The organism is Neobacillus pocheonensis (assembly GCF_050477905.1).
GTDB lineage: Bacteria > Bacillota > Bacilli > Bacillales > Cytobacillaceae > Neobacillus > Neobacillus pocheonensis_A.
The window spans coordinates 15,896-38,321 of the sequence record NZ_JBCNAD010000076.1; the positions used below are offsets into that span (position 1 = coordinate 15,896).

A 22,426-nucleotide genomic window follows, 5' to 3' on the forward strand; every position below is an offset into this window, starting at 1 on the left:
TCTGTTCAAAAAGGAGGTAAGAAATGGATTTTTATATTAGTTGGTCTCATAGTGACGCAATATTTTGTGATTATTTTGATGAATGTTGTATGTTAATCTCTGCTGTTCCAGACAACAAGCATGGGTTAAAGAAGTTCAAAAAAAAGCCCCAAAAATTAATTATAGACTCAGGAGCACTATTTTACTCAAAAAATCCAGGGAAATACAAGCTCAGGGATATATTAGAGATTCAGAAATACATCATTGACTCAGCTCCTTCTGATATTCCCATAAAGTTAGTCCACCTAGATGAACCTCTACTTAACAAAAAAACTTTATCAGATAAATACTCCTCTGTTGAAAAAACACTATTTAATGCCTATGAATATGTAAATTGTATGAGTAAAAGTAATTTACCAAATAACGTTTCACTGATGGGGGTTATTCAAGGTTTTGATATGCCAAGTACTAAATACTGTATTCATGAATTAAAGAAAATGGGATATCAAAATTTTGGGCTAGGTTCGATGTTAGCCAGGAGTCCAGTTGAACAAATAAAGTATATGAAATCAGTAATAGAAATTGTTGGCCCGGAACATTTACATATTTTCGGAGTCACTGGAATTCAGCAAATAAAAGAGATGGCCAGATTTAATATACTATCATTTGATTCGAGTAGACCCACCATGGTCGCAGCATTCCATCAAATCATTTATAGTAAACCATTCCGTACCTACGTAATATCACAATCAAATGTTAAGAGAAGAACTTTGCTAATAAGTAAACCACTCTTTTGTAAATGTCCAGTTTGTTTGAAACATCCTGAAGATATTCTAAACATATCTCATCGTGATTATATGAAACTTAGATCGATCCATAATTATTATCATTTAGCAAAAACGATAGATGAAATTAAAGTTAATGAAGGGGTGTTATAGTGTCTTTATTTCAAATATGTTATGGACCCGAAATAGGAGCGATACTACAAACGGTTCAAAAGTACCCAGGCATAGCAAGAGATGAATTAATAACAAGGTATCAATATCAAAAAAATGGTGATATATCTTCATTAATGGATGCAGCACTTATATTTTTAAGCAATCTAAAATATGTCAATCTTGATGAAAAAAAAAATATATGGCCACTCAATGAAAACGAAATTAAAGGATTTCATTACCTGCAACGGTTAAAAGAAGTAGCGGAATCTAATAATTCCGCTGATTCAAATTATATTTTTTCAACCATGTATTACCATTTGTTTGTTGTTCCTAATCAACTGTATCTAAAAGACTTATATTATGAAGCAAATTTAAAATTTGAAAAGCAAGCTATCAGCCAAGAAAAAGTCAATGCTTGGAAAAGAATCATGGAATATTTTGGTTTAGGGTATCGAGTATATGGGGGCTTTTATGCACTTCCGCACTTACACTTAATGGAGAGCATTGTTAGAGAAATTGGAGAGTGGGAAGGTCCGTTGCAGTTATTGTTTGAAAAAAAAATAAATCCAATATTTCCTTGTATCAATAACGGAAGCGTGTTTAATGGTGTCGTATATTCCATTCTTAATTTAGGTAAAGTTAATATTCTGGAATTATCAAAGAAACAGGATTTACCTCACCAATCTTTTGGTGAATCGAAGCAATGGAACTGGGTGAAAATTGGAGGTGATCAAGCATGATTCCATGTATTTCAGGAAAGAGCATAGGGTATTTATATGGTACAGCAGATGAGAGATACAACTTTTCAAGAGACTTTTACAGAAAGACTCATTTTCCTCAAATCTTGAATCGATATTATAAAAATATGCTAATTGAAAGTGTCTCTGAAAATGATTTACTTCAAGAGTTGGAGGAGGATCATCCCTTTGGAAATCGTGTGTATGTAATCTTTGGTTCCACTGGTTCTGGAAAGTCTGAACTCCTCTGTTGGATTAGAGATCAATGGGGTCTGTCAAATAATCCAAGACCAATTGTGAGGATTTCTAGAAATGAGTTAAACCCTCAAATACTTGTGAAAAAGTGTTACGAATCATTGGGATTAGAGATGGGTGATTTAGTAATTGATGAGAATAAGTGGGATTTATTACTTAGTAAGCCAATTACCATAATTAATCAAATTGTTTGGTCAACTATGTCAGAATTATTTGATCGTGATGAGGATATCGTTCCCGCAACTCTATTGCTAAGGCCAGTAATTGAAAGAAATATTTTGGAGTTTACACAGCAAATAAGTGATGGGCAAATTAATAAACCTTTAGAAATAATAAAAAAAGAAGAATATGAAGCATTGCTCGAAAGCACAACGATTAATATCGATATAAATTATAATAAATTTCGTTATTCATTGTTAAAGAAGTTGGACCAGTTTCTCTTCAAAGGAACTGATATTAAATCTATTTTTAAACAATTGTCAAATAAGTTAATAGAGAAAAAAGTTCGTCCTGTACTGCTTATAGATGATTTGGTCCAGTCTATAAATTTGTATGCAGCTGAACTTCTTGATTATTTTATTACATTAGAAGAAGGTAATTGGGATGTAGTGATTGGCCTAACTCCAGGTGTAGAACAAGGTGGAGATTATAATTTAGAATTAATGAATCGAATAAAGAATTTAGATACAATTGATGATCGAGTTAAGAAACTTTGGTTGTCAGACGAGGCAGGATCAAACTTCTTCACACTGGATAAGATTCAAGCACAAATATACCTACAAAATTATTTATTAGCATTAAAGGAAGCAAATGGATATTCTTGTTCAAACGAATGTCCGCATGCAAATTCATGTAATAAATTATTGAATGATCCAAAAAATCAATTGGAGATATTACCATTTAATTATTCTCTAATAAACAGAATATATGATGGAATCCCGGAGGGTAAGGGTGCATTACGATATTTGATTCTTCACTCAAGGGAAATTCTACAATTTTTAATAAAGGGTGAGACAAAAGCAATCAACAAAGTATTTAATTTAATAAATAGAGAAGTATTTGTTGACCATGATGATAGGATAATAAAATTTTTAGCAGAAATGTATGCTAACCCAGATAATAATCAATATACATTGTCCCATACTTTTTTAAAAAATTTTAGGTATGAATGTAGTGATAAAACTGTAAATGTTAGGAATCTTGAAAATTATAAAGAAGGTATGCTAGTAGAAAGTATTCCGCTCAAGAATAAACCAATATATTCACATATACGAGATTGGATTGAAGGGGAAAAAGTTAAAGAAGAATTATTAGAACCCGTCCGTTCTGGGATCGCAATAGTCATTCAAGAAATAGTGAAAGGGACATCTGTAGTAAGAGCAAATACTTCAAGATCTATTAAGTCGTCTGCAACCATACAAAGAAGTGAAGTGGTAAATCGCTACAAATATCCAATTGCATTTACAAGAACCGATACAACTCAAATAGTGATTACTAAGCATATAAACCTTCTCCAAATTGCAAAATTTCAACAATCAAAAATGCAAGATCGAGGAGATATTTTTTCAACCTTCTCAAATGATTGGAATATATCTGAATGGATATATCAAACAGAGATCCTGAAGAACCAATGGATAAAAGAACTTGAAGAAAACTTAGGTTATCCAGTCGCATATTTTGCCTTTTTCTTGAGAGACTATTTGTTAAAGATTAATACGATTGGAGACAGTGAATGGACGCAATCATTGAATAATCCAATCAAAAATGAATGGTTGGAAATTGCTGAGGAATTGTTTCTCGATTGGTTTGCTTTACGTGACAATATCATAGATGTAAATTCGATTGAAGAACTATCCAATATAAAAGATTTTGAACAAAAGTTTCTACAACTTAAACCATCAAAGTCGTTAAATAAGTTTCAAATCAGGAATTACCCTTTTATGAATTTTATCGTAGAGCTGCAAAAAGTAATAAAATCATATTTGGACTCTTTAGAACCATTAATAATGGAAAAGGGAGATGAAATACAAACACTTATTAGGTTTTCGCGTTATTTTACCCCTGAAGTGGTCGATAAAATAAATCAACTAAACACTATTATTCAAAAAGAGAATCGAACGTTAGATGATATTACACAAATGAATCAAATTATTAATTGGCTTTCCAGTGATGAAAACAAAGAAGTCATCAACAAAATCCAAAACGAGCAGTCGTACTTAAACAATATTCATAAGTTTCTTCAGTTTGTGGACGTAAAAATAAAGGAAGACACCTACGATCTAGACCAATACTTAACTAGCAAATTACATCTACGTAGTCAGGTAAGAAAGCACCTGATAAAATTAATGGAAAAAGGAGAGACAAAACTTCCAAAAAAACAATGGAAAGGCATACTAAGGGACATAGAAGAAGTGAACCCAGACTTCTTCGATTATCTTCAAATTAGGATCAACTTAATTAAATAGTATTTCTCATTAGGTTGTCGAACATCGACAGCCTTTTTTATATAACTGGGTAATTCCTACCTTATTTGTTAGTATGTTTACAAATTTCGGTAATCTCCTTCAAAAAATTGATTTTGATAGTATAATAGAACTACCGAAAAGTTATATACACACATATGGGTGGTCGATAGAATGAGTCTTAGAATTGGAAGTTTTGTTGTATACAAAGGGAATAAATACGGTACAGGAAAAGTAAAAGAAATTTCTAATACATATGTTACGATAGAATATTTTAAATCGGTAGCAGATAGAGAAATGGTTCAAGTTCCAGCGAAAAAGGTTACTCCAGTTGTTCTTCAAAAACAAACTCGATGTTATGTTTATCATGAAGCACAGGAACGCTGGGTAATGGGACGAATTATAAGAAAAGAAGGTCATACATATGAAGTACATTTTCCAGATTCATATGCTGCCTATATAGATGAATCCGACATATTTGTTCGTTGTAATGTAGCCATTGACGACCCGAGTGAAGTTCTTCGACATAAAGGGCATGATACTACTTTTTATCATGAACATCGATCTAAATTTGTAAAAACGTTACTAGAGCAGCGTGCGGTAACGCGAGGCATGACTGGATTAGTTTCATCTAATATCCAACTTTATCAGCATCAAGTAGAGGTTGTTCGTAGGGTTTTGGAGGATCCTATTCCTCGTTATTTGTTAGCCGACGAAGTGGGATTAGGCAAAACGGTTGAAGCTGGTGTCATCATCCGGCAGTACCTCCTTGACCATAAGGATAAGCAAATACTTATGATGATTCCGCCTTATTTGTTAGACCAATGGAAAAAGGAAATGGATGAAAAATTTAAATTCGACTATTTTGACGATCGAATTACCTGGTTATCAACAGAACAAATGGACCAACTCCACGAATTGTCAGAGTCTTATGGGATGGTGGTCATTGATGAAGCACATGAAATTGCGACAAAAGCTTTTCATTTTGATGAGAACAAACGTAGCGAGTTTGAAAGATTAGCCTCTCTAGTGCACCACTCAGAAGGGTTATTACTGTTATCTGCTACACCAGTACTAAATAATGAACAAGAATTTCTAGCCATGCTCTATTTATTAGACCCAAATTATTATCAATTATCTGATATTGATAGTTTCAAAGAACGTATTGCGAAAAGACAAGATGTAGGACGCTTTTTACTCTCATTTCGTGAAGATACGAGTGTATTTTTATTAAAGAGAAATGTCGCCAAACTATTTGACTTCTTTCCAAATGATTTTATTATTCAACAATTGGCAGAGAAACTTCAAAATGTATTAGCTGAAAATCGAGACAATGATGAAAAAAGACGTGACCTGATTAGACGCATTCGGGTTCATATGTCTGACACTTATCGCTTACATCGTCGGTTATTACGAAATAGAAGGGAATCCGTCACTGATATCCTGAAATATAGTCGAGATCTACAAGATTTTCATCCTGTTATTCATAGTGAATATGATTTGGATGAACGAACACCAACTCTTGAAATGTTACTAGATGAGTGGAGAAATGAAGCATGGGCTAGCGAACGTTCAGTTTGGGAAAATCAACGAGTGGAATCAACGGATCTATTAAAGATTTTTTATCTGCTCTTTGAAGCCCTTGGAACAAGCCCAACCTTTTTTCATAAAGTGATTCAATCAAGGTTGACAAAAGTAATAAATCCAAACTTATTGAACGAGAAGAAATGGCTGAATTTGGAATTGCTCACCCAAACACCTTTATTTCCAGGAGAAGAGCACCTTTTAGAGCAAATGCTTAAAGAAGTAAAATCATTGCCTGAAGATGGTGATCGCTTAGAATTGCTTTCACAAATCATCACTCATACCAAGCGAAAAGCGGGTAATTCAACAAAAAAAATCGTTGTGTTTACTGGTTTTATGTCAGTATGTAAAGAAATAATCACCCAATTGAAGGAAAAGTTTGGTGAAGAAACTGTTTGTGGGTACCATCATGAATTATATGACCAACAAATGGAGGATACCATAGAACAATTTAAGGAAAATGACAATTGTACGATTTTAGTTTGTGATCATACAGGAGAGATAGGAAGAAATCTTCAATTCGCAGATGTATTAATTCATTTTGATTTACCCTTGTCCCCTAATCGATTAGAACAAAGGATTGGTCGATTTGATCGAATTGGACGAAATAAACCATTTGAATCATTTGTATTAGTAGGTCCGGATGTTGAAAACTCACTGCATGAGGCATGGTATCAATACTTAAGTGGAGGTCTAAGAATATTTAACTCTTCGATTGCATCGCTACAATTCTTTATTGACCGAAAAATGGTTCAAGTACTTAAGCAATTTTATATCGAAGGAATTCAGGCCATTCAAGAAACATTAGGCAGGATTAGTCATGAAATTGAGAATGAAAAAGTCCAAATAGGGGAACAAAACGCATTAGATGAAATGGAAGCGAATAATCCTGAAGGGGCACAATTCTATGAATCTTTAATGAAGTATGAGCAAGAGTTTGGTGAAAACGAAAATGGATTTGATCCTTGGATCACGAAAGCGCTTCAATTTGATAAGCAGTATACAGGGATGCCAGGGTTTACCTTTAAATATAGTCCAAACCCAGAGCGCACGTTAGTGCCCGCCAAGTACTTAAGGAAACTGGTCAGCTATATGAATCAACCAGGATCGTATGATCGGGATGAAGTTCTCTATCATTCAGGGAGTTCCTTGTTCCGCATTGGGGATCCATTGATTGACTTCTTAGAGAAATATATTCATTGGGACGATCGAGGTCAAACGTTTGCCTTCTGGCGCTACGTTCCTGGGATGGATTCAAGAGAAGGAACGGAATGGGCGGGATTTGCCTTACAGTATGTCATTGAAGGTGACACAAGATTTGCTAAAAAGGTGCTAAAAAAATACCAGAATACACAAATGAATCCCAAAGCATTGCAGCGAATCATGGATCACTATTTTCCTCCCATCTATCAGCAAATGTTTATCGACATCAATGGGAAGGTAGTAGATGACCCAACTTTAGTGATTCATCTATCAAAAGAGTTTGTCAAAGTCCAGAATCGTGGAACAGATTTAAATCTGACGAAAAATCGGATCGGAATCATTGATCGCGTCATACCTAGTGCTTATTGGAAAGAAACGGTTACTACTGTTAAAGAGAAATCGATGATAGCATTAAAAACGAGTAAGAAATTAGAAGTATTATGTAAGGACAAAGCTAATTTCGCTCATGCCCAAATGGAATTGAAACTTACTCAACTTAAATTACGTATAAATAAAGAGCAACAATTACAAAACAAATACCAATTGAACTTTAATAAGGACCTAGAATTTGAATGCGAACTGACAGATGCTATTCTGAAGGGCATTCTTACGCCAAAAATAAAACTAGATTCAATTGGGTTAATCATATTATCAGGACAGGAATTAAGGGTGAGGTAAAAAATGGAAGAGTTTCAAAGATTTAGAGAGTTACTACATGATACGGAAAACATAGCCGAAATTGATGAAACTAATTTTACATCCTCCTATTATAAAAGATGGCTAAGGGCCATGAAAAATCCAAATGCCCTTGGCAGAATGGACTTAGCTTCGCTCATTCGAAATATCTTACGTTTTGAATCGGAAAAGCAAAATGGTGAGAGTATGCTGCTTAAGGTGCCGGGTAATGGTATCTGGCCAGACGAGATAGAATGGCGTCAATTTGGTGTAGAGGTAGTGGATAAACATGAGGATGGATACCTGATGCAAGCTAAACGCTGGATGCCAAATTGGCTGCCTGATGCAAATGTTAATCCTCCTGACAAAGATCTTTTTGCCCTAACAAAACGGAACAATTATGCTCCCGTTTCAGGTGATCCGTTTTTAGCAGAAGTAGGTCGGGAAACTTATCGAAGTGCAAGTCAAAAAGATGCGATCCGGTCTATTTTATCTGCACCACCGGGATCAACTTTAGTAATAAATTTACCTACTGGAACCGGCAAAAGTTTGTGTGCTCAATTACCAGGTGTTCTTCATGGGAAAAATTTTGGCTTAACAATTGTGGTGGTTCCGACGGTCGCTCTTTGCATTGATCAGGAAAGAGCGATGTCAGCCTTTGTCTCTCATCCTACTGCCTATTATGGTGGGAGCGAGCAAAGCGATGTAAATAAGGGAATTCGTGATCGGATCATGGATGGAACCCAACAAATTGTCTTTACTTCACCTGAAAGTTTGATAGGGTCGCTGCATGTACCCTTGCAAGTAGCGGCAGACCGTGGTTTCTTAAAAATGTTTGTAATTGATGAAGCCCATATTGTCGGTTTGTGGGGAGATGAATTTCGACCAGCATTTCAACAATTGGCTGGTTTTCGTAATTACTTGTTATCCATTTGTGAGGAGCCGTTCATGACGCTACTACTATCGGCAACGATTAGTGACGTGTGTCTTGATACCATTGAAACGTTGTTTTCAAAACCAGGACCTTTTCAAACGTTTTCATCCGTTCAACTAAGACCTGAGCCTTCCTATTGGATAAAAAAATGTGAGAATGATGAAAGTAAGCGAGATTATTTACTAGAGTCCCTTGCACATTTACCAAGACCATTAATTATTTATACAAGTAAAGTAAAGGATGCAAATGAGATTGCATTTCATCTCGCTGAACATGGCTATTCCCGTTGTGCTGTCTTTACCGGTGATACAACTTCACAAAATCGGAATAGAATTATTAAGCAATGGCAAAATCGGGATATTGATATTATCGTAGCTACGTCTGCTTTTGGCCTGGGCGTGGACCAAGCTGAAGTGCGAGCTGTTATTCATGCCTGTATCCCTGAAAATATCGATAGATTTTATCAGGAAATCGGCAGAGGCGGACGTGATGGCTGCGCGTCCCTTTCATTACTACTATATACCGACAATGATTTACGAACTGCAGAAAGGATGAATCGAACCATTCTCATTGGCGTGGATAGAGGGATGCAGAGATGGCAGCAAATGTTTTCTCATAAGCTCCTGGTTAATGGAAAGTCCGATGAGTTTTTTGTTCCCATCACCATCTCTCCTGGTTACACTGAAAAGGATATCGATATGAGTTCTCGGGAAAATCAAGTATGGAATGTTCGGACTCTTAATTTAATGTCACGTGCAGGATTAATTGAATTAATGTGGGAAGAAAGAAATAAGGACGAGGAAGCAGTAGGGAGCGATTATCGTCTTGTGAAAATTATCGATGAAAAGCACTTAGATGAATCACGGTGGGGACAAGGATTTGAACCGATTCGTCAAAAAAGCAGAGAATCAGAGGTTAAGAGTCTTAACCTAATGAAACAATTTTTAAAAGGGGAGTCTTGCGTTTCTGAAATTCTGCCGAGCATTTATCGGATTCCCAAACGGGAATTTCCTTACCGAAAAGAAATCAATGTAGCCATTGCTTGTGGGGGATGTCCATCCTGCCGAAGGTCAAACCTTAAACCTTTTGCAAGTCCTGCTTCTTCGACCGTCATACAATGGCCTTCTGCTGAACCAATTCAAACAGACTTTTTACAAACGTTTTTAGGGGATGTAGACCAGCGGATGGTTATGTTTTATCCATCTACAGTTGGAAGATTTATGTTACTTCCGAAAAGAGAACAGCATCAATGGCGAATGTTATTTCGCTGGTTTATAGAACAAGACGTGCAACATATTATTGGAAATAATGACTTTCTAGAAATGTTGAAGCAAGATGCTAAGTTGTTGAAGGACAAGATTGTGTTTTTAACAAATATTGACAGTATTTCTGGTTGGTTTGTTTGGCCGAATGTTCGAACTTTCGTTTTTCATCCGATCAATTCACAACTTATGAGGCCAATTCAAAGGCGTTTAAATGTAAACCACAACCCTTCAATGGTGGAAATCTATTTCTTACCAGACATGATAAAAGATCCATCAAATCCAAACAGACGTTTTAAAGATGTACTATCATTACGACATTATACAATGGATGAATTTAAGCTAGAGGTGGGATTGATTTGAGCGTATTAAACCAAATATATGCAACACCAAGCAGAGTAAGAGGCGCATACCGACTGGTATTAAACAGTGATCAACATAAACTTAATCGAAAAACAGCAGAAGAGATTCTTTCACCTCAATCACTTCAACCCGATGTGAATCACGATAAATTTGAGCATCTAAAGATGATTCGTGGCGTAATCAATGAAACGATAAAAATGGGGTTATTTGAAGCCAATGGCGAAGAAATATCTTTAACCAAGCAACTAGAGGGTATGACAGACGAAAACTTGGCATTAAACATTATTAGATTATTCACATCTGAAGAGAATAATGAAAATGATGATTTTTTACGATTGATGTCTTGGTTTTTAATGCAGGATCCCTACTGCGCACCCGGAACATGGGATGAAGCAAATATTGCTTTAGAAAAACAAATTGGTGGAAGTATGTTGGGATGTAATGATAATCGTTTTGGCCAATTTACTCATTGGCTTGTTTTTCTCGGATTTGGATGGCGATATTCCTTTAAGGGAGAGCGGGACAAGATAACACCAGATCCTAGTAAACTTATCTCAATGTTTTTACCACTTATTTTTGAAGATAATGAGATATTAAGTATACAAGAATTTATTCAAAAATTGGCAACATTATGTCCTGTCTTTGAAGAGGGGAAAATTCGTACGGAGATAAATCAGGAGTATCAAATTGAATCATTACCTCCTAAACATTTATCAAAGGTAACTTCTTTTGCATTATTCCATTTAGGTGAACAAGAATCTATCGAATTAGCTAGTAAATCGGATGCGGATCTCTATGTTCTTTCAGATGGGGATAAAGAGCAACGTGTTTCGGAAATAAAATGGAACGGGAGAGGAGTGCCACAAGGATGAATCAAACGATGAAAGCATATATGTGTTGGAACGAAGATATGATTGACCGAGTAATGGACCCCGATGCACTGGAAATCGCCGAACATATATTTCTTGCGACACACCACCCGATAAAAATGTATAGGGAAACGGCAACTGATACCACTGTATCATCCAAAATAGAATTCGATGAAGAGGGCTTTTTAAAGGGATTTTTGAAGGCGCCGCACTATATCTTTTCAACCATTCTTGGTGAAGCAGGTACAGGTAAAACTCATTTAATTCGCTGGATTCATTCAAATCTTCCGAGTACGGAAAAACGCCGCGTCATTCTTATTCCACGCTCGGGGATAAATTTAAAGAGAATCCTAGAAATGATTCTTGAGGGGGTAGAGGGACCGCAATTTGATCAATACCGCCAAAAAATAAGTAGTGCCTCAGAAAATTTAACCCAAGAAAGAGCAAGAGAAACACTATTAAATTACATTGCTCTAGCTATTGGACCAAATGGTGCCCATGGAAAACAAAATCTATCTGAGATGGAAGAATATTTTGTTGAATCTCTTCCAGACTTATTTCATGATGTGTTTTTTAGGAAAATATTGCTGCGGGAAGGGCAAATCATCGACCAATTAGTCGAGCATATCTTAGGGAAAAACGAAAAGACATTACGACTAGAAACAAGGCGGGAATTCACGGATGTCGACCTTCCTTTACAAGTAAGAGATATTGCAAAGGCAAGTCATGCTGCACAAGAAATATATGCAGCTTTAAATGATTCAGAGTTAAAGGAAGCAGCGATTAAGTGGATAAATAAAAACTTGAACGAAGCTATTACGCAAATGTTAAGTTTAAGAGGTGCTGACTTAGTTAATTTGATGACAGATATTCGCGAGGAACTAGGGAAAAAAGGAATTGAACTCGTCATCTTAATTGAGGATTTTGCAATGTTACAAGGAATTGATTTTCAATTACTCGATGCCCTGCTGGTAAGGCCAAATCAACATAGCCGGAAACTATGTAATTTGCGGGTGGCAATGGCCTGTACGAGTGGTTACTTCCAAACGCTTCCGGATACCGTACAACATCGGGTTGAATTAAGGGTTAGTCTTGATGTTCAGGCTGATGAAAGTTTATTCACAAAAGCAGATATTGATATGTTTGTGGGCCGTTATATGAATGCACTTCGTTATCATAATACCGAATTAATCAGATGGTATGAGCAAAATTTGGAGTTAGATTCTCCTGACTTGCTTCCATCCAAGTGTGTGGACTGTCCATTGATTGATAAATGTCATAGCTCATTTGGAAGTTCAGGCGGATTTGGTTTATACCCATTTAATTCCGATGCCCTTCATGTGATGTATAAACGCTTGAATTCTACTGAAACACCAAGTTTTAATCCACGAATACTTATTAAAGATATCTTGAAACAAACATTAGCAAACTATGGCTATCATATAAAAGACGGAACATTCCCGCCAAAAGCATTAATTCAGCTCTTTGGGGGTAAAACAAAAAATCGATTAAATGCACTTAAGAATAATGAATTACAAAAATTAGACCCAACTCATTCAGAACGACGTGAGGTTTTACTAGAGTTGTGGAGCACGACGAAAGATATCATCGATCTTCACCCTGGTATCCATGAAGCATTTTCTATTCCAGAATTACAAATTGGTGGTGGAACTGTACCAGACGAGCCTGTTATTGTTTTCACTCCAGAACCTGAAAAAACTAAAAAGGTTCCTAAAGTTCAAGTTAATCCTGAACCGGAAAATGCACTTCCACAAAAGGTCCAGGACCAAGTGAATTTGATAGAGAACTGGAAAAATGGTGGTAAACTACCACAAACACTCGCACAAGATTTGCGTGAGCATCTCTACGAGGCTATTAATTCATATATTGATTGGAATACCGAATTTCTGTCAGAACCCTGGTTTAAAAAGGACCTTTGGAAAGTAAAAGGAATCAACTTTCATGAACAGGCAACCGTCATTCAAAAGTCTCTCATACAAATTGTTCTTCCATTAGAAAAAGACGGGCTGGTCGATACTTCCATCGTGTTAACCGGGATCCTATTATATAAGCATAACAAACATTGGAATTTTAAAGAAGGTAAAACCTATTTCCGTTATTTTGCTATATACATTGAAAAGTGGAGCAAGAATATTCTCCAACAGATAAAGGAACTAAAAGCCAATGAAAAAGATGTCTTTAATCCTGTCCCATTTGCGGTAGAAGTTCTAGCAATCGGGGCAGCGTTGAACGGGAAACTAGACAAGGAATCATTGCAAAAGCAAACAAATGAACTACTTTCGAAGTCTTTAGCATCAGGTCCTTCTTACTCAGATGACTGGAATAAAGTGCAGGGAGAATTAATAAAAACACAAAAGGATATTCACGATATCTTATTAGCGAGAATTGCGTGTACCAAGGGGGACTCCCAAGACTATAAAATCATTGATGCTTCCCAGTTTATCGAGCCGTTGCAGACTCTTCTAACACAAGGAAAGTTAACCCTTGATTTAAACATGGAACATAGTGAATTTAAACACTTGAAGAAAACGTATCAATACCTGCAAAAGACAATTCCAGTATTTATAGAAAAGGAAAGAAATGTGAAAGAACAGCAGTTAGCGATGCTAAAATCGGCATTTGGTGAGGAGTCGTCCTTGACTGAAATCAAAGCGGAATTGAAAAGAGCAATTGACTTTTCAGTACAAGAAGGTTGTTATGTGGGACCTGATCGGATGAGCCTGGTTCAGAGTATCACACAATTGGAAGAAGATAAATTGAAAGAGTGTATGAATAATTTAACCACTCTGAGTCAGGATGGAAAATTAATAGACTTGCTCAATCAATTAGGGAAACTTGATCACGTATTCCTTTCTAATTCTATTTCCATTCTTCAGCAAGTAAGCGAATTTTTACAAAAAACAAGCACAGTACTGGAGAGAGATATTTCAGATTTATCAACCCAACAGGGTACTCAACAACTTGACCGCGTGAAGAAGGAAATTGAGGCTAATTTTGAAGAGTTAAATAAAATGTTAGATGTGATGCAAGGAAGTGAAGTCCATGTTAAGTAATAGTGCTGTAGAATTAGTAAGTAGTATAGAACAAAAGAAAACTATGCTCTTACAACGAAAAAACATCCAATCCTTTAACTCTCGGAAAAACCAGTTAGCGGGGTTATCAACGAAATTAGCTAAGGTTTTTCAGACGTATAATGTATTAAAAGAAAAAGGAATTCAAACTGGAGATTTCAACGGTCAACTTGCGGATGCTGCGCGAAAATTGAAAGAAGTGAATCAAAAGTATCTAGACGACCCGAGCTGGATAAAAGATCAAAACGCACTTGATCAACTTTCAAGAAAGATTGATAAATTAACAAATGACATGTCCGGAAATTTCCTTGAAGTTTGGAAAGGGTATATAAATAAGCAAGTTCCGGCATTAAATACAGAGATCCTATCGATTTTAGGAAAGATATCTTCCTTTAGAGTAACAACCAGTGAAATCAATAGAATTTTTAAATCTATTCAACAAGAGATTGGGGTATTACCTACATCAGCACAAGATATTTTGAAAATGGAAACTAAATGTAAATTACTGATAGACAAGTGGAATCATCTTGGAGCAGATGATGTTCCACATGAAGTACTAACTTTTTTAAGAGGTACTGGTACTCCAAGTGGAGCATCCTTATCGATGCTGACGGAGGAAGTTGTAAAATGGTTAGAACAACATCGTCTTGATTCATTTATTTCAATTAGAATGAATCAATAATGGGAAAGAAGAGGGATTCAATGAATTTTCATGAAGCCATACGAGAATTTCTTAGTTTCATAGAAGACCGAGAAGCTAAACTCTTATCTTGGGGCTATGTAGATGGTGGGTTTTCAGAAGAAGAGATTGTTGAAATGGCCGAGGATTGGATAGATAAACATGAACAAGACTTTTCTTCCAATGACTTAGTAGATGAATTATGGGAGAAAAGGATGCTGCTGGAGATCCAGGCAAATAATCAGGTTTTGTTTCGAACAAGAATGGCAGAGACCGTTCGGTTATTAGCAAGGTTAAAACAAATATTTTCTCCTGAGAAATGGAAAGAGTCACTGAATCTAGTATCAGATTATCGATTCCAGACGAGGCCAAGAAAGTATCCGAAGAGAGACATTTCGGTTGATACTGCAATAGATGAATTATCTCCACTTTTGAATGAGTATGGGATTGATGCCGTTATTCATTTATTGAATCGTGAGGGTTTTCTCCTTTCAGAATTTCAAATACGGGCAGCGAAGACGATGTTAAAGGACTTGGCAAGTATCAGCAATCGAGGAATGATTGTTTGCTCAGGTACAGGTACGGGTAAGACACTGTCCTTTTATTTGCCGGCATTAACCCATATTGCCGGCCAAATTGAAAAAAATGATTACTGGACTAAGGCATTAGCACTCTATCCAAGAAATGAATTGTTAAAAGACCAATTCATGGAAACGTATAAAGAAGCAAGGCGATTAGACCATTATTTACTACATCGCGGTGCTCGAAAATTACAAATAGGTGCTTTTTTTGGACCAACACCGAAATCAATAAATATAAAAGATATTGAGAATAAGTGGAGTGTTTCAAGTGATAAACAAGGGTATGTCTGTCCCTACATCACTTGTCCGAATTGTGAGAGACCAATGGTTTGGAAGAAAGAAGACATCATAAAGAAAATAGAACGTTTGACTTGCTCACTGCCTTTATGTCACACGGTAATTGGAGATGATGAGGTACTCTTAACAAGGGAAAGCATGCGTAAAGAATTACCGGATTTGGTCTTTACAACGACAGAGATGTTAAATCGAACCATGAGTGATAGTTGGTATGGGAAATTAATCGGTTTATTTACCAATCGACCACCATTGATGATGCTCCTTGATGAAGTTCATACCTATGAAGGATCCCATGGTGCTCAAGTAGCCTTATTAATTCGAAGATGGAGACGTGTTGTTAACAGCCCGGTTCATTTTACCGGATTATCGGCTACCTTAGAGGAGGCGGCTAATTTCTTTAGTCAATTAACGGGACTTGAAGTGCCACAGATTGAAGAGATTACACCATTTGAAGAGGACATGATTCCAGAGGGGAAAGAATATCAACTTATTCTTCGTGGGGATCCAGTATCTGGAACATCCCTACTCTCAACTACCATTCAAACATCGATGCTGTTAAGAAGAATGCTAGACAGAAACGGTGAACCTTCAAATGGAATGGCTGGACAGAAACTTTTTGTGTTTACAGATGATCTCGATGTAACAAACAGACTTTACCACAATATTCTAGACGCAGAAGGTCTAAATAGCTGGGGTAGACCGTTACGAAACAAAAAACCGTTAGCCATTCATCGAAAACATCATGCACCAGATGCAAAAGAACGGTTGAGATTAGGACAATCTTGGTACTTTGCAGAGCAGATTGGCCATGATTTAAGTCAAAGCATTACAATTGGACGAACAAGTTCTCAAGATGCTGGTGTAGCGGCGAATGCGGAAATTGTCGTGTCCACAGCCTCACTTGAAGTGGGTTATAATGATCCAGATGTTGGAGCGGTTGTTCAGCACAAAGCGCCAATGGATTTAGCATCTTTCTTACAACGAAAAGGACGTGCAGGACGAAATCGTGTGATGCGGCCATGGATGGTAACGGTTTTGTCTGATTATGGGCGCGATCGTCTTGTATATCAAAGTTATGAAACATTATTTGACCCTGTACTTGAAAAGCGCAATCTGCCGATTAACAATCGTTATGTCTTAAGAATGCAGGCTGTTTATTGTCTAATGGAATGGATTTCGGAAGAAATCCGCGGTCCATTAAACTCTGTAAATGTTTGGAATGATTTCAGCAGTCCTCATGGGGAAAGAACGTTAAAGAAGAAGCAAAGACAAGAAAAGGAAAGTGAACTTCTATTACGCTTAATGAATGATGAAAGATATCGGAATAAGTTTGCGGCATATTTAGAAGATGCCTTAAAAATTACCCGCGAAGATGTCAATTCTATTCTTTGGGAACCACCTAGAGCGATTATGTATTCCGTCATTCCAACCATCTTACGCCGCTTAAAAATGAATTGGAGCGTTTTTAATAAGCCAGGAATACAAGAAAGTTTTAAGCCAACATCACCGCTGCCTGAGTTTATTCCTTCCAACTTGTTTAGCGACTTAAATTTACCGGAAGTAATGATTGATTTACCTGAAACCAAATATAAGCAGGATGATAATGAAGAAATGATGCCAATCCTTCAGGCTTTAAATACATTTTCACCAGGTAAAGTAACAAGGAGATTTGGTGTCCATGTCAGTAACGAAAGTCACTGGATTGCACCATTGGTATTAGAAGCAGGTAAACAGGAATTACAAATACCATCCTTCTGTCCTGAACTTGAACCATTGGGTGAATTTGAATTAGTTGAAGATAATCAAGTGTTGGGAATCCCAGCGTTTCGACCATGGGTGATTCGACCTGTTCGCGTCGATGACAACATTACTCAAACATCCAATAGCCAATTGATTTGGAAAAGCCAATTGTTCCCGACATTTGAATTTTCAGGGGATCCCGATCAAAAGAATGGTTTGTCTTTATCCATTCCACGTGTTGCAACATGGAACAAAACGTTAAAGGAGATCATCGTACATAGCCATAATCTACGGTCGACAGTTACCGTTCGCCGCTTTGCCATTGGCACCTCAGCGAATATAAGAGTGAATGAAAATGGTAGTACGAATGAGTTGGAAACGGAAATTATCTTTACAGATGATACAAAAAATCCAGCAGCTTTAGGGTATACACTCCAAGTGGATGGGATTGTTTTTCGTTATGGGATCCCCGAAGGGGATATCATCTCACAATCGTTTACCGATCCTGTAACTTTACGTTCATTCCGTACTGCATATTTCCGCCATCTGATGATGATTGATAAACGATTAGATGGGATAGCGAATATTTTTCAGCGCGAGCGTTTAGGTGAAGTTTATTTGTCGTTTATTTCATCAAAAGCAATGAGAAATAACATTTCCCTTGAACAAGTCCATCGTGAATGGAAGAACGCGAATTTCATGGAAGGCATTAATGAAGTATTAGATGTTATCTTTCAAGGGTTATCAGAAAATGATCCAGCACCAGATGAAAACGGTGAAAAAAATCGCCAGAAAGTCCATCAAACCCTACTTGCATTGTGTGAAGAGGATATCATAGTAACGACCATGCATGATTTGGCCAAAGTACTTTGGGGGGAAATTGATGATAGCTGGCAAAAGTGGGCATTGGAACGATGGAAAACAACCCTCGGGGGAGCGCTTCTGCTAGCTTGTAAACAAATGATCGGTCAATTTAATAGCGGCGACTTAATCGTTGATATTGATGGTGGCCCTCGTCCACCAGAAATGGATCCGATTCCAGAAGGCATCGGGGAAATTTGGATTACGGAAACAACTTCCGGAGGCAGCGGGATTATTGAAGAGATTGTTAAAAAGTATCATGATGATCCGAAACGATTTTTCCGGTTAGTGGAAAGTGCATTAGATCCTTCAGACGCCGAATTAATTGATTCTGAATTAACCCGTTGTTTAAAGATAATGGATTCACAGCCTAATATTCATTTGCTGTTTCAGAATGTCAGAACTGCTGATAATTACAAAGAAACCCATCAACTTCTTGAAGAATTAAACCAGAATCTTTGTGAAGCAGGCATCTTGTTAACTCACTCGGTTAGAAATGCGATTTATAATCGTATTTTAAAACCAGGAAGTACAAAAGAAACGGATGATTTACTACGGAGTATCATGGACATCTGGAGACAAGAAGAAGAAAGGTTAGGTATAGAAACGGACGGGCGTGTCTTTGCGTATATGTTTAGTTCAAATCCGAAGATTATTAGTCAATTTAAGCAGGCGCTGCAACATATCGATCCACAAGCAGTGCAAGATGAAACCTGGCGCTACCAAGTCATATATGGTTTATTATGGCCAAAGGGTAATCAAATTCGCTCAAAAGCTATGGACTACTATAATCCATTTTCAAAAAATGTACCAATGGAAAGGGAACTCTTACGTCAGAGTATTAACCAGGAGCTAAAAGTTTGGATTACCGATGATAACTGGTATGAAAAAACGGTTGAGATTCTAAAAGGATCTTCTCATGTCCAACTATACGGATCAGTTGAAAATAAAGATGGGTTACGATATGCCTTGCTGCGTTTGGCATCACAGCCGATTGATGTCGGATATTTACACGTATATCCTCGTGTAGAAGGTATGAAAAGGGATTCCGAACATTATATTGTCACGGTTGATATCAGGGAGGAAATATGAATACAAACTATCCATCAAGATTTATTCATACAACGAATTATTCACAAGAGATTGCCGATGTCCTGCAATCGTTGTTTGTAATGGAAATCATACAACCAAGCCGTTGTCTCTGGATTGTTTCTCCTTGGATATCAGATATTCCTATAATCAACAATGAAGCAAATCAATTTTTAACAATTGAACCTCATTGGGCAAGGAAGAAGGTTACTTTTTCTGAGGTATTGGCGAAATTAGTTGAAAATGGAACTGTCATTCGTCTCGCCACACGGCCTGACCCACATAATAATCGATTTCTGGAAAAACTCAAAGCAGCAACTAAAGAATGCGAGGATCGTGTGCACATCTATTCCAGGTCTTTGCTTCATTCCAAGGGGCTGCTTGGAGATCACTTTTATTTAAGCGGTTCGATGAATTTTACCTTTAATGGTATCTCGGTCAATGAAGAATCTGTCCAATTGATAACGGACCCACAAGATATTTCGCAAAATCGAATTGAATTTGCCAATCGCTGGGGGGACGAGCACCTTGTTTAAGCCATTTTTAGATGTGTTTTTTGGACCAGATAACAAATGTTCACTTGAAAAAATTCATACAGAGGGTAACGGCCAGCACAAAATTTTGCCCTGGGTGGAAAGAATCCGTAGAGATGAACCAAAAGAAACGCTTTTACCCGTCATTCATCCAACAACGAAAGAAGTCATTTGGTATGGTATCGCTTTTTCCGATATCCAGTTCCGCCGCTTGGGGGAACATCTACTAAATTTTCTAGGGACAACATATTCTAACTTCAGTGGAATACGTGCAGTACCCATCAATAATAATGCGATAGACCAAGAAGTTAGTAGATTTACCAAAGGGCGTTATTACCGTTTTCAAGCTGATAATAAATACGTTTGGGATACCTTAGAAACGATGAGGACGCTATGGGCTGAAAAGCCAGAAGCTGAAGTCCAAACCATAAGAAGTTTGGGTAAAATGCTAAGGGATTTTCATCTCGCCCTGCAAACGGGCAATCGTAATATTGCTGAAAAAGAACTTGAACAATTAAAGCAAGGTCATTATTTAGATTCGAAAAACATCTTATTTTTAGAAGTTGAAATGCTTGTAGCTTTTAGAAGATGGCAGGATATATTAAACCTGAAACGCTTTCCAGACTTAATGAATATGCGCAGACCACCTGCGGTAACAGAGGCGATGATTAAAGCGGTATATCATGTCCAAGTGGCCCCAAATCTTGAAAACATTGATCGACTACTAAACAGCTTTAAAGAGGAAATTTATCCTCTATATCAAAGTCTTTTTTCGAATATGAGAAACTTTTCAAGCCGAGAAGCCATCACTTGTTTCTTAATACGCGCTGTTGTAATAGAACCACAGAAAAAGGATTGGATTGAATCCCTCTTACAACAGGTTGATCCTAAGGACGAACTTAGCAGTTTATTATCAAAAATTGCCGGGAAAGTCCATGTTGTTCATCATAAAATGAAATCAATAAACCTTGGATTAGTTGAAAAGAGTGTGTTAGAAGGAAATTTTGATGAGGCATTTGTCTTCCTTCAAACATTGCCACAGTCGGTTGAAAAGACGAAATTCCTTTTTGATTGTGCCTATGAACTTCAGTCACTAGAGTCAGAAAGGATTGCATTACAATCTTTTCAATTGCTTGCAGATCAGGAACAGCAGCAGTTCTTAAAAAGTAGAAGAAATAAAGAATTTCTTACGTATTTAACGAATGAAGAAATAAACAATCAAAGTAATTCCTTATATGAAATTCCGACAAATTGGGTGGTATGGCTCGAACAAATCAGCCAAAAGTCACATTTGGAGAACATTCAAATGGCTCAAAAAGGGTCGCAAGAATGGAGCGTTGAAGAACTCCTTGCCGAAAAGGCTGGCATTGCAAATTTTAAACAAAAATTAGAAGACTGCATTAATGATCAATATACATTAGAAAACTTGTATTATAGCTACCCACATATTCTTGAATTCTTTAAAAATGATCCTGCATGGCCTAGAAAAGAATGTAAGATGATTTACTTAACATTAATGGAATTGTTGACTCTGTCTGAGGATATAGGAGAAATGGAACTTTCAATTTATCAAGATTTATTGACTGCTCTTTTATCCGTTGGCTTGACGAGGAAGGAATATGAAGATGTTGTTTCTTCTGCTATAGACTTATGGAAAATGTCATCTTCTTATACTAATCTTAATTGGGCAATTGATGTGATTGAGGTATTAATCGTCTATCCATGTTTAAACAATGAAATAAGGTTGACCTTATTAAAGGAACTAAATCGTCAACTGGGTAATTTTTCTAGGTTCATTAAGACCAGCGACTGGGAAATGATTAAACTCTTGCATATGGATTTAAGAAAGTTTGAGGAATGGAAAGGAATTAAAGAGGCCTATCGGGTTGAAGAGAAGCACAATGATGGTGATTTAGAATCTGTTTGGGATAAATTGGAGGGTAAATCAGTAGGAATTTATACCTTAATGGATCGAGTTTCTCAACGAGTCAAAACCTTTCTTGATTCAAAGGTACAAAATATTAATGTTCATATCAACAATGATAAGGTTGGAACCGACGCATTGAAAATTCTATCAAGATCGTCTGATATTCTCATTGTTGCGACTGCAAGCGCCAAACATGCAGCTACCTTATTTATCCAAGATGAACGACCAAGTAACTTGCCATTAATCCTCTGTCATGCCAAGGGAAGTTCAAGTATGGTGAGAGAACTTGAAAAGTATATTGAAAAAATGTGAGATGCAATTTATTGTATCTCAATTTTTTATTAAACAATCCATACACCTTTTTTC

Annotated in this window: 11 protein-coding genes; all 11 read left to right on the forward strand. The window is 36.8% G+C overall.

All coding sequences use genetic code 11. The annotated features are described in order from the left end of the window. Positions 1 to 23 precede the first annotated feature (23 nt). The 11 genes from ABES02_RS28165 to dpdD all read left to right on the forward strand — a co-directional run bounded on the left by ABES02_RS28165 (position 24) and on the right by dpdD (position 22,372). Positions 24 to 917, forward strand: a complete 894-nt coding sequence (locus ABES02_RS28165; RefSeq protein WP_430141128.1) for a queuine tRNA-ribosyltransferase — start codon at positions 24 to 26, stop codon at positions 915 to 917. Next, positions 917 to 1,657, forward strand: a complete 741-nt coding sequence (locus ABES02_RS28170) for a hypothetical protein (RefSeq protein WP_430141129.1) — start codon at positions 917 to 919, stop codon at positions 1,655 to 1,657. Before ABES02_RS28165 ends, ABES02_RS28170 begins: the two co-directional genes overlap by 1 nt. After that, on the forward strand, positions 1,654 to 4,374 hold the full coding sequence (locus ABES02_RS28175; RefSeq protein ID WP_430141130.1) for a hypothetical protein: 2,721 nt from the start codon (positions 1,654 to 1,656) through the stop codon (positions 4,372 to 4,374). Before ABES02_RS28170 ends, ABES02_RS28175 begins: the two co-directional genes overlap by 4 nt. 171 nt (positions 4,375 to 4,545) lie before the next feature. Beyond that, positions 4,546 to 7,836, forward strand: coding sequence for a protein DpdE (gene dpdE, locus ABES02_RS28180; RefSeq protein WP_430141131.1), 3,291 nt, complete (start codon positions 4,546 to 4,548; stop codon positions 7,834 to 7,836). Between the two features lie 3 nt (positions 7,837 to 7,839). Continuing rightward, positions 7,840 to 10,392 carry a protein DpdF gene (gene dpdF, locus ABES02_RS28185; RefSeq protein ID WP_430141132.1) on the forward strand — a complete coding sequence of 851 codons (2,553 nt, stop codon included), beginning with the start codon at positions 7,840 to 7,842 and terminating at the stop codon, positions 10,390 to 10,392. Then, a complete protein-coding gene (gene dpdG / locus ABES02_RS28190; RefSeq protein ID WP_430141134.1) occupies positions 10,389 to 11,264 on the forward strand; it encodes a protein DpdG in 876 nt (291 codons plus the stop codon). The genes dpdF and dpdG overlap by 4 nt, the downstream gene beginning before the upstream one ends. Beyond that, positions 11,261 to 14,335 (forward strand): protein DpdH, encoded by a 3,075-nt coding sequence (dpdH, locus tag ABES02_RS28195; RefSeq protein ID WP_430141135.1) that lies wholly within the window; start codon positions 11,261 to 11,263, stop codon positions 14,333 to 14,335. The genes dpdG and dpdH overlap by 4 nt, the downstream gene beginning before the upstream one ends. Next, the gene (locus tag ABES02_RS28200) at positions 14,325 to 15,035 is read left to right on the forward strand and encodes a hypothetical protein (protein WP_430141137.1); all 711 of its coding nucleotides are present in this window, start codon (positions 14,325 to 14,327) and stop codon (positions 15,033 to 15,035) included. Before dpdH ends, ABES02_RS28200 begins: the two co-directional genes overlap by 11 nt. Positions 15,036 to 15,055: 20 nt before the next feature. Further along, positions 15,056 to 19,603: a protein DpdJ gene (dpdJ, locus tag ABES02_RS28205; protein WP_430141138.1), complete on the forward strand. Its 4,548-nt coding sequence runs from the start codon at positions 15,056 to 15,058 to the stop codon at positions 19,601 to 19,603. Beyond that, complete coding sequence (gene dpdK, locus ABES02_RS28210; protein WP_430141139.1) at positions 19,600 to 20,136, forward strand: phospholipase D-like domain-containing protein DpdK; 537 nt, start codon at positions 19,600 to 19,602, stop codon at positions 20,134 to 20,136. The genes dpdJ and dpdK overlap by 4 nt, the downstream gene beginning before the upstream one ends. Beyond that, positions 20,129 to 22,372 carry a protein DpdD gene (gene dpdD / locus ABES02_RS28215; protein ID WP_430141140.1) on the forward strand — a complete coding sequence of 748 codons (2,244 nt, stop codon included), beginning with the start codon at positions 20,129 to 20,131 and terminating at the stop codon, positions 22,370 to 22,372. The genes dpdK and dpdD overlap by 8 nt, the downstream gene beginning before the upstream one ends. Positions 22,373 to 22,426 lie beyond the last annotated feature (54 nt).

Excerpts from the sequence above, each read along its gene's own strand:
- ABES02_RS28165 (WP_430141128.1), top strand. The coding sequence starts at position 24 with ATGGATTTTTATATTAGTTGGTCTCATAGTGACGCAATATTTTGTGAT.
- ABES02_RS28175 (WP_430141130.1), top strand. The coding sequence starts at position 1,654 with ATGATTCCATGTATTTCAGGAAAGAGCATAGGGTATTTATATGGTACA.
- dpdE (WP_430141131.1), top strand. The coding sequence starts at position 4,546 with ATGAGTCTTAGAATTGGAAGTTTTGTTGTATACAAAGGGAATAAATAC.
- dpdF (WP_430141132.1), top strand. The coding sequence starts at position 7,840 with ATGGAAGAGTTTCAAAGATTTAGAGAGTTACTACATGATACGGAAAAC.
- dpdH (WP_430141135.1), top strand. The coding sequence starts at position 11,261 with ATGAATCAAACGATGAAAGCATATATGTGTTGGAACGAAGATATGATT.
- ABES02_RS28200 (WP_430141137.1), top strand. The coding sequence starts at position 14,325 with ATGTTAAGTAATAGTGCTGTAGAATTAGTAAGTAGTATAGAACAAAAG.
- dpdJ (WP_430141138.1), top strand. The coding sequence starts at position 15,056 with ATGAATTTTCATGAAGCCATACGAGAATTTCTTAGTTTCATAGAAGAC.
- dpdK (WP_430141139.1), top strand. The coding sequence starts at position 19,600 with ATGAATACAAACTATCCATCAAGATTTATTCATACAACGAATTATTCA.